An 11879-nucleotide genomic window follows, 5' to 3' on the forward strand; every position below is an offset into this window, starting at 1 on the left:
GGTATCACGCCAGAAGGTCCGTCTCGACCCCGCCTGCGCGCAGGGTGATGGCGGCCTCGCCCATGCCATCCACCAGGGCCCAGATGATCTGACCGGTCGGCTTGTAGATCACGAAGGCCTCGTTCGTGCCCGCATCCCCCGCGCTGGCGGTGTTGGCCTGGTTGATCTGGAACTGATCCGCCGTGGCCGCCCCGCCGAAGACGAGGACATCGCCCTGGGCCGCCGAGTAGTCCTGAATCCAGTCGCTGCCGTGGTCGGCAATGCCAAGGTGGAAGAAGCTGTCCGCCCCCGCGCCCCCGTTCACCCGGTCGCTGCCAAAGCCGCCGTTGACGAAATCCATGCCGTCGCCGCCATAGATCTCGTCCCCGAAGGCCGATCCCGTCAGGGTATCGTTGCCGGTGCCGCCGATCACGGTATCGGCGCCGAAACCCCCGGCGATGTTGTCGTTGCCGGCATCGCCCCGCAGCTCGTCGTTGCCGTACCCGCCGTCGATCGTGTCGTTGCCCGCACCGCCGAAGACCAGATCGCGCAGGTCGGCGGCGGTCTCGCCACCATCGATGCGGTCATCGCCCGCACCGCCGACGATGGTGTCGGCGCCGTCACCGCCGCGCAGGCGGTCGTCCCCGTCACCCCCGACCAGACGGTCGTTGCCGTCGTAGCCGTGGAAATAGACCCCGTCCGTGCCCGCAGTCATGGTGTCGTCGAGGTTGGAGCCGTTGACGCGGTCTATGTTGATCAGCGTGTCCGTCGCCCCATAGCCATCGAGCACCGTGCGCGTGGCCATGTTCACCACCACGCCGGTCGTGCCGGGGGCGTATTCGTCCCACCGGTATTCGGCGGTGTCATTGGTCCCGGTGCCGCCTTCCAGCGTGTCGTTGCCACCGCTGCCGACAAGCCCGCGATAATCGGACCCGAAACTGTTGAAGGTGATACGGTCGGCGTCGTTCGAACCTTCGATATGGTCGACGAAGCTGAAGGTGTCGTTGACCCGGCCATCGCCCGAAACCGCGGTGCCCGTGCCGTTGCCATTGGCCGTGATGGTCAGCCCGCCAATTCCACCAAGCTGATCGTAGAGCAGGTCGATGCCCGCACCGGCGGCCATGTGGCTGGCCTGGCCCACGATGGTGTCATTGCCCAGACCGGGGCTGATGATGTCGCCGAATTCCTCGCCGCTGGCGGGCACGTTGCCCACGCGCAGCAGGTCGTTGCCGTCGCCCCCGTAAAGGCGGTCGCGGCCCGCGCCGCCGTCCAGCGTGTCGTTGCCCTCGCCGCCGAACAGGCGGTCATCGCCTGTGCGCCCCTCGATCAGGTCGTTGCCGTCGCGCCCCTCCAGCCAGTCGGCCACGTCGGTATCGGCGCCGCGCAGGGTATCGCCGAAGCCGGTACCGCGCACCTGTTCGATGCTGGTCACGCTATGGGTGAAGGCGGTCTCTTCCCACAGGCCCGTGACCACGCCGGACTGAAAATCGAGGGTGATCCCGCTGGAGGAGCCGCCGCGGTCGTAGCGCACCATGTCCTGATCGCCGTCGCCCCCGTCCAGCGTGTCGTTCCCGCCCTGCAGGATGAACCTCTCGTTCAGGTCGCTGCCCAGGATGCTGTCGGCGAAATCGGTGGCCCGCAGTTCCAGCGCGCGAAAGGCGAGGGTGTTGGCGACCGTGATCGTATCCTGCCCGCCGAAGCCGTCGCGCGACACGAGGCCGATGGACAGGTCCGCGATGATCCCCTGGCTCGGCTCGTGCTGACCGTTCCAGGTATAGTCGACGCGCACGATCTGATCCTGGCTGTCGGGCGTGATGGTGATGCGGTCGTTGCCTTCGCCCGGACGGATCGCCATCCAGCTTTCGTCACCGCCGGTGATGTCGAAGCTGTCGTTGAAATCCGTGCCGATCAGGGTGAAGCCGGCGGAATACCAATCCAGCACGCGCGCGATGTTCAGCAAGGTGTCGGTGCCGACCGCGCTGGTCACGCTGCCGGTGTTGGCGGTGCCGTCGATCCGCACCGAGATGGGTGTCTCGAGGCCGGAATAGACGATCGCGGGCGCGTTGTTCAGGTTGCCCACGTTGGTCAGGCTGAAATCCACGGTGTCGTTGCCGTCCGTGGCGATGATGTCGTCATCGCCGTTGGCCGGCACGATCAGGTCGTTGCCCGCCGTGCCCACGATGTAGTCGAACGCGTTGGAGCCGAGGAACGTGCCCGGCCCCGACAGGGCGGAATAGAAATCGAAGTTCAGGTTCATCCCGTCGGTGGCCGCGGCCGCGTCGAAGGTCAGCGGCCCCTGGAACAGGGCGCTCAGAGGGCCCTGGTTTCCATCGGCATCGGCCTCGAGCGCCTGGTCGAAGGCCACCAGCGACACGCCCGGCGTCGCGGTGATGGTGGCCACCGTTCTGCCGCTCTGGGCGATGCTGATCGACGACAGCGTGCCCCCCGTGGGCGAACCCGACGGGCTGAAGGTCATGCCGGTCCCTGCAAGGGTGACGGTGGCGCCGGTGCTGGTGTTGTTGACGACGACCTCGGTGCTGCCGAGGCTGACGGGGGTCAGGTCCCCATCGAAGCCCAGGTCGAAAAAGAACGGATTGCCGCCGAAATACTGGATGCGTGTTGCCATGAAATGTCTCCCTCGGAAAATGGCGCGAGGTCCCACCCGCGCGCACCTTTGGGGGCGATGGTGCGACAAGCTGCAAGGTGGTGCAAGCCCGACATTCCAAAGACTTCCGCGCGCGCGGTATCGCGCAATTGAGGCGAATGCGACGCAGGTCGGCGCCCCGCCGGTAACCGGGCGGTAACACGGCCGGCGGCATCCTTCGGTCCGAGATCACCCGGGCGGAGGCATCCGATGGACGGCACCCCATGACCGTGGGCGGCACGGCAATAACGGGCATGGGCACGGCACAGACCGGGTTGGGCGGCCCGCGCGGCTTTGGCGAAACGGAGCTGCCCCGCGCCGACGACGGCAGCCTGCGTCTCGACCTGTCGGCGGTGTTCGGCGCCGGGTTGTCGATGTTCGGCCAGACCCACGCGGCCGGGGACGTGTTCCTCAACGCCAATGGCACCTTGTCCTTCGGATCCGCCTTCGGGGCCTATCCCACCGATGATCCGCTGCCGGACCGCACCCTGATCGCGCCGTTCTGGGCCGATATGGACACCCGTCTGGATGGCGAGGGGGCCGAAAGCGGGGGCGTCTGGCTGGATGTCGATGCGGGGGCGGACGTGGTCACGATCACATGGGACGGGGTCGGGGCCTATCGCCGCGATGCCACCGTGGCCAATACCGTGCAGCTGCAGCTGTTCGACCGGGGCGGGGGCAATCTGGACGTGGTGTTCCGCTATCAGTCCATCGAATGGGTGCAGGGCACCGCGCTGGACGATACGGGGGCGCGCGCGGGGATCGCGGGGCCGGGCGGGGCGGGGGGCTGGATCCTGCCGGGCGATCCGGCGGCGCTGCACGATCTGCCCGACCTGACGGGCAGCGGCGGGGCGGCGGGCCTGTGGGTCCACGAATTCCGCGGTGGCACGCTGAACGATCTGGGCGGGGGCGGCACGACGGGCGGCGGCACGGCGGGCAATGACACCCTGCAGGGGGGCGATTTTGCCGATCGCCTCGACGGGCTGGGCGGCAACGATGTGCTGCGCGGCCTGGGCGGGGACGACACGCTGAACGGCGGTGCGGGGGTCGATACGCTGGACGGGGGCGCGGGTGACGACGTGCTGCTGGGGGGGCTGTCGCCTGCGGACCTGCGCGACGTGGTGTTCGGTGGCATGGGCAACGACGTGATCGACGGCGGGGCCGGCAACGATGAGCTGAATGGCGGCGCGGGCCACGACACCATCCAGGGCGGCATCGGGGCCGACACCATCAACGGGCAGGACGGGGACGACTTTCTGTCCGGTGCCTCGCTGGGCGATCTGATCTCGGGCGGGCCGGGGGACGATTTCATCAACGGCGGTTTCGGCTTCGACCGGATGAACGGCGGCACCGGGGCGGACCGCTTCTATCACCTGGGCGTGCCCGATCACGGCAGCGACTGGATCCAGGATTATTCGGCGGCGCAGGGCGATGTGCTGGCCTATGGCGGCACGGCGACGGCCGCGCAGTTTCAGATCAACTGGGCCGATACCCCCCGCGCCGGGATCGACGGCTTTTCCGAGGCCTTCGTGATCTACCGGCCCACCGGTCAGATCGTCTGGGCCCTGGTCGACGGGGCCACGCAGGGGCAGATCCTGATCACGTCGGGCGGGGATGTCTTCGATCTGCTGGGCTAGGGTCGGCCGAAATACGACCGGGCGCGCCGCCCCGTCTCGACGAATGCGGCCCGTCCCCTCTAGGGTGCGCCTTGCGCATGCGCGATGTGTTTCGCCGGGAGGGGGTCGACCATGACATTCAACATCACATTCGATTATCGTTTCGACAGCACCGGTTTCTATACGGCCGACGTCCGCGCCGCGCTGGAGGAAGCCGCCCGCATCTGGGAAGGCATCGTCAGCGACGAATTCGACGATGTCCCGGTCGGCACCGCCTTCACCGTCGACAACCCGTCCGATTCCGGCAACGACATGGCGGTCGTTCTGGATGCGCCGATCGACGATCTGATGATCTTCATGGGGGCCGAGCTTCTGGGCGGGCCGCTGGCCAATGGCGGCTTCGACGGGGTGGACGCCTCGGGCGACATCCTGCGCGCGCGGATCACCAACAACTGGCGCGGCACCGGCCCCGTCACCGATTTCGAACCATGGGCCGGCACGATCACCTTCGACCCCACGATCAACTGGAGCTTCGACATCTCGGGGCCGGTCAGCGGGCGCAATGATTTCCTGTCCACCGCCCTGCACGAAATCGGGCATGTGATGGGGGTGGGGACGGCCTCCATCTTCGATCAGATCGGGGCGGGCGGTTCGTTCGACGGCCCCAATTCGGTGCGCGTCAACGGTGGCAGCGGCATCCCTCTCGTGGCCGATCTGAGCCATGTGGTCGACGGGTTCGAGGGGGACACCGTGCTGATGGATCCGACCTCGACCACCGGCAGTCGCAAGCTGCCGACCGATATCGACCGCGCCCTGCTGGCCGATATCGGCTACGAGATCGCGGGCTTCACCAAGGAAGGCTTCACCCCCCCCATCGTGACCGAGGGCGACGACATCACCGTCTTCGGCCAGAACGTGGCCGACGTGATCGACGGGCTGGGCGGCAACGACCAGATCCAGGGATCCCATGGGGACGATACCCTGTCGGGTGGCGCGGGCGAGGACACGTTGTTCGGGGGCAGCGACGACGATCTGCTGGACGGGGGCGCGGGCGACGATCAGCTGCAGGGCGGCACGGGCGACGACACCCTGGTGGGGGGCGCCGGGTCCGACACGTTGTTCGGGCAGGACGGCACCGATACCTATCGCGTGATCCAGGGGGGCGGGCAGATCCGGGTGGTCGGTTTCGACCTGGCGACCGAAGTGGCGGAATTGATCGACAGCGGATTTGCCTCGGCCGCCGCGGTGGTCGCGGCCCTGACGAAGCCGTTCAGCAACGTCAGCCGCCTGACCCTGCCGGACGGCACGCGCCTCGACATCAGCCACGACAGCCAGTCGGGATCCCCCCTGACCGAGGCCAATTTCCGCCTTGTCGGCACGAGCGACCCGAACGCGCCCCAGTCCCTGACCGGCACCTCGGGCGATGACGTTCTGACCGGTGCGGGCGGCAATGACACCATCACCGGCCTGTCCGGGGCGGACACCCTGTCGGGACTGGCGGGCAACGACATGATCGACGGGGGCGCGGGCGACGACAGCCTTGCGGATGGGGCCGGCAACGACACCCTGTCGGGCGGCGCGGGCGATGACATCCTGTTCAACGGCGGCGGCTCCGACGTCTTCGACGGCGGCGCGGGCCGTGACCGGTTGATCACCGATGTGACCGGCCTGACCACGGATACCCTGTCCGTCGATCTGGCGGCGGGCACCCACGGGCGCCTTGGCGGATCGCAGGACACCCTGACCGGGATCGAGGATTTCACGATGATCGGCGGTTGGGATGCCATCCTCGTCGGTTCGACAGGCAACAACCGGCTGGAAGCAGGGAGCGGCAACGACACCCTGCGCGGCGGTGACGGGGCCGATACGCTTCTGGGTGGTGCGGGCAACGACGTGATCACGGGCGGCGCGACGACGGCCGACCTGCGCGACGTGATGTTTGGCGGCGCGGGCAACGACACGATCGATGGTGGCTATGGCAATGACGAGCTGCGGGGCGATGCCGGCAACGACAACATCGCCGGGGGCTTTGGCGCCGATACCGTGATCGGGGGCACCGGCAACGACACCCTGACGGGCAGTGCCTTCGGGGATGAGATCTTCGGCGGCGACGGGATGGATTTCGTAAACGGCGGTTTCGGGTCCGACCGGGTCAACGGCGGCGCGGGGGCGGATACGTTCTTTCATCTGGGCATCCGCGATCACGGCAACGACTGGATTCAGGATTATTCCGCCGCCGACGGGGATATCCTGCTCTTCGGCGGGGCGGCCACGGCGGATCAGTTCCAGATCAATGTCGCCAACACCGCCAGCGCGGGCGACGCGGGCACGAGCGAAGCCTTCGTCATCTATCGCCCGACCGGTCAGATCATCTGGGCGCTGGTCGACGGCATGGGCGAGGCCGCCATCACCCTGCGCGTCGGCGGGGTGGAGACGGACCTGCTGGCGTGACGTCGGTGGTGCCCCGGGGCCGGGGGCAGGGTTGTGCCTTGTGTTGCATTCGCCGCCACCTGTATCCGAAGCGGGTCTGTTCGCCGGTTCGGGATGTCTGAATGTCGCTTTGCCCCTTTACTGCCGCTCCGGTCGTGTTCTTGCCGGGGGGCAGGCCATGACCGGCATCGCCCCCCCTCGTCTGGCCGTCCTGCTGGCGACGTGCAACGGCGCCGCGTGGCTGCGCCCGCAGCTTGACAGCCTCGTCGCCCAGAGCCTGCGTCCCGACCTGATCGTGGTCAGCGACGACGGGTCCACCGACGGAACAGAGACCATTCTGGACGAGTTTCTGATCCAGCATCCGGACCTGCCGGTGACCCGGATCGCGGGACCGAGACAGGGGGCCGCCGCGAATTTCCTGTCGCTGATCAAACGCGCGCCCGAGGGGGTCGACCGCTTGTCCTTCGCCGATCAGGACGATGTCTGGCTGCCCGGCAAGCTGGAACGGGCCATGGCGCGGCTGGACGCGTTCGACGCCGAGGATGCGGCCACGCCTGCGCTCTATTGTTCGCGGATCATGGTCTGCGACCGTGATCTGGTCCGGCGCAGGCCGTCACGCCTGCCGCCCAGGGCGCCGTCGTTCCGCAATGCGCTGACCCAGAACATCGCCACGGGCAACACGATCGTGCTGAACGCGGCCGCGACGCGCCTCGTGCGGGCCGCCGCCGGCAGGACCGGCGATCTGATCGTGCATGACTGGTGGCTGTATCAGATCGTGACCGGCGGGGGGGGGCGCATCCTGCTGGATGTGGAACCCCAGACCCTCTACCGTCAGCACGGCGCCAACCTGATCGGGGCCAACAGCGGCATCGTCGCGCGGGGGCGGCGGCTGGCACAATTGTGGAGCGGGGTCTACGGGCGCTGGAACACCGTGAACCTTGCGGCCCTGATGGCGGTGCGCGACCTGCTGACGCCCGAGAACGCAGCCCTGGTCGAGGCTTTTGCCGCCGCACGGGACGCGGGGCCATGGGGGCGGGTTGCGGCGATCCGGCGGCTGGGCCTGTACCGGCAGGGGCATGCAGGGCAGGCGTCCCTCTATGCCGCAGCGGCCTTGGGCAAATTCTAGCGCCGGACCCGATTGCCCCCCAGAACGGCGCAGGCATCGTCCCCGGACGATCCCCGGCGGTGACGGGGTCGGGTGAGGTTCAGGTTTTTACATAATCAAAGTTACCGACAGGCGGGGCACAGGGGTCTGCGCCCCTATGCCCGCGCCGCGGCGATCACGTCCAGAACACGGGACAAGGCGGCAACCTGGCCCGCGAAATCGGCGTGATCCCCGTGTTGCAGCAGGCGTCGACCGCTGCGCGTCACGGACTGCGGCAAGGGATCCGGGCAGGCCCCGCGCGGCAGGTCGATGGCAACCACCTCCGGCCCTGCCGACAGACCCTCCACCCCCAGGTCGGCGGCGCGCAGGCGCAGGGCGGCGATGTCGAACAGCGCATCGGTGGCCGTGGGCATCGGGCCGAACCGGGCCGTCACCTCGTGGCGCAGATCCCCGAGGTCCGACAGGGTGCGGGCATGGCCCAGCCGGTTGTACAGTGTCGCCCGCGTGTCGGGGTCGTTGACATAGGCCTCCGGCAGGTGGGCCGTCACCTCCAGGTGCACGGCGGGGCGGCTGCGCGCGGGCAGGCCCCGGGCCCGCCGCAGGGCCGATGCCAGCAGATCGGCATGCAGCGCGGGTCCGATCCGCGCGTCATGGCCCGATTGATCCGCACCGGACGGGTCGCCGCCCCCCCGCAGGTCGAGGTCGATGCGCGACAGGGCAAAGCCCGCGCCCAGCCCCGATTGCCGCACCAGTGTGTCCAGCCGGCGCCGCGCATCCGCCGTGCGGGTTTCGGTCCCGGCCGACAGCAGAAGGCAGATGGCCTGCGCGTCCCCGCGCCCGATGCGGCCGCGCAGCTGGTGCAGCTGCGTCAGGCCGAACCGCTCGGGTTGCAGGACGAGCATCGTGTTGGCGCGCGGCACGTCCAGCCCGGATTCGATCAGCGTCGTCGCCAGAAGGACATCCCCGTCGCCCTCCGCGAAGGCCCGCATCTGCGCATCCAGGTCCCGCGCCGACAGATCGCCATGAACGACGCGCAGCGACAGGTCGGGACAGGCCCGCGCGATCCGGTCGCGCGCCGCGTCGATATCCGCGATCCGGGGTACCACGACAAAGCTTTGCCCGCCCCGCGCCCGTTCGGTCGTCAGGGCATCGTGCAGGACCGCATCGGTCAGAGGCGCCTGCGCCGTCCGGACGGGGTGTCGCAGGGTCGGGGCCGTGGCCAGGACCGACAGGTCCTGTATCCCGATCAGGGCCTGTTGCAGGCTGCCGGGGATCGGCGTGGCCGTCATCGACAGGACATGGGCCCCCTCGGTCAGACGGCGCAGGCGGGTCTTGTGCGCCTTGCCGAAGCGCTGCTCCTCGTCGACGACGATCAGGCCGAGGTCGGCAAAGGCCGTCGCCGGGGTCAGCAGGGCATGGGTGCCGACGACGACGTCGATCCGGCCCGCGCGCAGGCGGTCGCGGACATCGCGCGCGGCGGCGGGCGGGTCCAGCCGCGACAGGCCCGCGACCGTCAGGCCGGTCCCCGCAAGACGGTCGGTCAGCGTCTCGAGGTGCTGGCGCACGAGGATGGTGGTGGGCGCCAGAACGGCAACCTGCACCCCGGCCCCCGCGGCGGCAGCGATTGCACGCAGCGCCACTTCGGTCTTGCCGAACCCGACGTCCCCGACCAGCAGGCGGTCCATCCCCCGCCCGGACGCGAGATCGCTCAGAATGGCGTCGATGGCGGCCTGCTGGTCGGGCGTTTCCTCCCACCGGAAACCGGCGGCGACATGGTCGACCGCGGCGCCCCCCGGTTCGATCACCGGCATCTCGGCGGCCTCGCGGGCGCGGGCGGCGCGGACCAGTCGCCCGGCGGCCCGCGACACCCGGCGGCGCAGGGTCGCGCTGCGCCGTTTCCACGCGGATCCGCCCAGATCGTCGAGGGCCATGCCGGTATCGCAACTGCCGTGGCGCCAGAGGGTCCCGGCCTCCGTCACCGGCACGAGGAGGGAGGCCCCCTCGGCGAACTCCAGCCGGATCACCTCGGACCCGGCGGCGGTGTCGAGGCCCGCGAACCGGCCGAGGCCATGGTCCTCGTGCACCATCAGGTCGCCGGTATGCAGATCCTCGGCAATCTTCAGGCAGCGGGGCAGATCCTCGCCCGTCGTGGTGTCAACGGTCATCTCGGTCATGGGGCGGTCCGCTTTCGGGGGGGGGAATGCGAAGGCAACGCCCGTGGCGGGCAAAGGGGTCCGCCACGATCGCCGGGATTGATAGATATCAATGCCCCCGGTTTGCCCGGAACAAATGCCGCGGTGCGGCGCGTTTGGGCCCCGTGACCCCCCGCCCCCCTGACACATGAGGATATTCCCATGACCACCCCCCTGCAGAAGATGATCGCCGCAACCGTCCTGCCATCGGCAATGGCCGCCGAGATGACGGCGCATACCCTGTCCCTTGCCGCCGGAAACCTGCGGTCCTACCTGGCACCCGGCACGGCGACGGATGACGATACGCTGATGCTGCCCCCCGCCGGGGCGACGCAGGCGGCGGACCATGTCGGCCCCCTTGCCGTGCCCCCCGCAGGCAGCCTGCCGGCCTGATCGCCACCGGACGGCCCCGCCGGCGCATCACCGCGCGGCGGTTCCGTCGTTCCGGCCCACAAACGCACATGGCCCGCCCCATCACCGGGGCGGGCCATGTCGCGTCGCGATGCGCGCCTGTCAGGCGGCGTCCCGGTGACGCGGCTCCAACTCGTGGATCGCCTGGTTCAGGCTGTCGTGCTGCGCGACGAGGAAGTCGAACTCCGGATCGTTGCCGCCGGCGGCGGTGATCGCCTCGTCATAGGCGTCGCGCAGGGTCTTTTCGCCGCGCACGACTTCGGCCAGCACGGCATCGTCGTCCTTGCCCGTCACGGCATCCTTGAAGCCGATGAACAGGCGGTGCGCACGGGCCAGCAGGGACCGGTCGTCGTCCACCGTTTCGCCCAGCTGCTCCAGATAGCCGCGCACCTCGGCGGCGTTGCGGGAACGACGCTCCATCAGGTCGGACATCGTGGATTTCAGGGACGGCGTGTCGACGTATTCGATCGCCTCCTCATAGCCTGCGCGACTGTCCAGCAGGCGGGTCAGAAGGGTATGCAGGGCTTCGCTTCTCTGGGTCATCGGTCTCTCCTCGGGTGAGTTGCTAAGCCGATAAGCCGCCGCCCCGGACATCGGTTCCGGGGGGTATCATTTATCAATCCCTGCCGATGCCTTCCACGGTGTCGCGCGACAGGGCGGCCTGCGTGGCCATGCGCACGGCACGCAGGGGGTGGCGCAGGACCGGCCGCCAATCCGCATCGACGCCAAGGCCCGGACGGTATCCCCACCGCGCGGCATCGGCCGCCTGCGCCGGGGTCATCCGCTGCGCCCCCGCGTAATCGCCGTTGCGGTTCGTGATCGCCTCGTCCCCGGATCCCGGTGACGCCGACAGCGACAGGAACGCGCCAAGGGCGGCGCGGGTCGCCTCGGGGGTTTCGGTGACATCCTCGTAGCGCAGCACCATGACGGCATGCAGCCGGTCCAGATCCGCGGCCATGCGGGCCTGCGCCCCGAGCCAATGGTCGATCAATGCCGGGGCCGGGGCATCGACCCATTTCGCGACCGCCCCGGCCACCGCCTCGGGGTGGCGCAGGATGACGACGAACTGCGACAGGGGGAACAGCTGCTGCAACAGGCGCATCCGGGTCAGGTTCACGGGCGATTTCTCGACCCGCCAGGCGCCCGGCCCGAACCACGGCGCCCAGTCCGCTTCCAGCCGCAGGCGTGTTTCCAACCGGTTCAACGGATGCGCCTCGGTCAGGTGCTGTTCCGGGTCGGTGGCGAAATGCATCGGTCGCCCCGACAGGGCGTCATGGGGAATGGCCCCCTGAAGATAGGCGCCCTCGTTCTCGGGTACCGGGGCGCCTTCGATGCCCGCGACACCGGGCAGGCCCGCGATCAGGCGCGCGACAAGGCTGGTCCCCGACCGGTGCAGACCCCCGACGAATAGGTACCGATGCCCCCGCGTCAAATCATTAGAGGATAACATATATCAATATCCCAGCATGTTAGCCCTAAGCTCTTATTTTTGTTGGTCGCAT

8 protein-coding genes are annotated in these 11879 nt (G+C 68.9%); 4 read left to right on the forward strand and 4 right to left on the reverse strand.

Annotation, left to right across the window (positions count from 1 at the left end):
* Positions 1-4: 4 nt before the first annotated feature.
* Positions 5-2605, reverse strand: a complete 2601-nt coding sequence (locus V6N07_RS17520) for a calcium-binding protein (protein WP_371158183.1) — start codon at positions 2603-2605, stop codon at positions 5-7.
* A gap of 242 nt (positions 2606-2847) precedes the next feature.
* On the opposite strand from V6N07_RS17520, the gene V6N07_RS17525 reads away from it, so the two are divergent.
* From V6N07_RS17525 to V6N07_RS17535, 3 genes are all read left to right on the forward strand, one after another.
* On the forward strand, positions 2848-4260 hold the full coding sequence (locus tag V6N07_RS17525; RefSeq protein WP_371158185.1) for a calcium-binding protein: 1413 nt from the start codon (positions 2848-2850) through the stop codon (positions 4258-4260).
* Positions 4261-4371: 111 nt separating this feature from the next.
* A complete protein-coding gene (locus V6N07_RS17530) occupies positions 4372-6690 on the forward strand; it encodes a hypothetical protein (protein WP_371158186.1) in 2319 nt (772 codons plus the stop codon).
* A 157-nt stretch (positions 6691-6847) separates the two neighbouring features.
* Positions 6848-7795 carry a glycosyltransferase gene (locus tag V6N07_RS17535; RefSeq protein ID WP_371158188.1) on the forward strand — a complete coding sequence of 316 codons (948 nt, stop codon included), beginning with the start codon at positions 6848-6850 and terminating at the stop codon, positions 7793-7795.
* Positions 7796-7929: 134 nt separating this feature from the next.
* On the opposite strand, the gene V6N07_RS17540 is transcribed toward V6N07_RS17535, so the two are convergent.
* Entirely contained in the window at positions 7930-9939 is a 2010-nt protein-coding gene (locus tag V6N07_RS17540) for a DEAD/DEAH box helicase (RefSeq protein WP_371158190.1), read from the reverse strand.
* Between the two features lie 189 nt (positions 9940-10128).
* Between V6N07_RS17540 and V6N07_RS17545 the strand changes: the two genes are divergently transcribed.
* The gene (locus V6N07_RS17545) at positions 10129-10359 is read left to right on the forward strand and encodes a hypothetical protein (RefSeq protein WP_371158192.1); all 231 of its coding nucleotides are present in this window, start codon (positions 10129-10131) and stop codon (positions 10357-10359) included.
* A 120-nt stretch (positions 10360-10479) separates the two neighbouring features.
* Here the strand turns inward: V6N07_RS17545 and V6N07_RS17550 are convergent, their stop codons facing one another.
* Positions 10480-10920 carry a PA2169 family four-helix-bundle protein gene (locus V6N07_RS17550; RefSeq protein WP_371158194.1) on the reverse strand — a complete coding sequence of 147 codons (441 nt, stop codon included), beginning with the start codon at positions 10918-10920 and terminating at the stop codon, positions 10480-10482.
* 73 nt (positions 10921-10993) lie between these two features.
* On the reverse strand, positions 10994-11827 hold the full coding sequence (locus V6N07_RS17555) for a sulfotransferase (protein WP_371158196.1): 834 nt from the start codon (positions 11825-11827) through the stop codon (positions 10994-10996).
* Between the last annotated feature and the right edge of the window lie 52 nt (positions 11828-11879).

Source organism: Jannaschia sp. 2305UL9-9 (genome assembly GCF_041403465.1).
Taxonomy (GTDB): domain Bacteria; phylum Pseudomonadota; class Alphaproteobacteria; order Rhodobacterales; family Rhodobacteraceae; genus Jannaschia.

Coding starts and splice junctions, on each gene's coding strand:
- V6N07_RS17520 (WP_371158183.1), bottom strand. CDS start 2,605: ATGGCAACACGCATCCAGTATTTCGGCGGCAATCCGTTCTTTTTCGAC.
- V6N07_RS17525 (WP_371158185.1), top strand. CDS start 2,848: ATGACCGTGGGCGGCACGGCAATAACGGGCATGGGCACGGCACAGACC.
- V6N07_RS17530 (WP_371158186.1), top strand. CDS start 4,372: ATGACATTCAACATCACATTCGATTATCGTTTCGACAGCACCGGTTTC.
- V6N07_RS17535 (WP_371158188.1), top strand. CDS start 6,848: ATGACCGGCATCGCCCCCCCTCGTCTGGCCGTCCTGCTGGCGACGTGC.
- V6N07_RS17540 (WP_371158190.1), bottom strand. CDS start 9,939: ATGACCGTTGACACCACGACGGGCGAGGATCTGCCCCGCTGCCTGAAG.
- V6N07_RS17545 (WP_371158192.1), top strand. CDS start 10,129: ATGACCACCCCCCTGCAGAAGATGATCGCCGCAACCGTCCTGCCATCG.
- V6N07_RS17550 (WP_371158194.1), bottom strand. CDS start 10,920: ATGACCCAGAGAAGCGAAGCCCTGCATACCCTTCTGACCCGCCTGCTG.
- V6N07_RS17555 (WP_371158196.1), bottom strand. CDS start 11,827: ATGTTATCCTCTAATGATTTGACGCGGGGGCATCGGTACCTATTCGTC.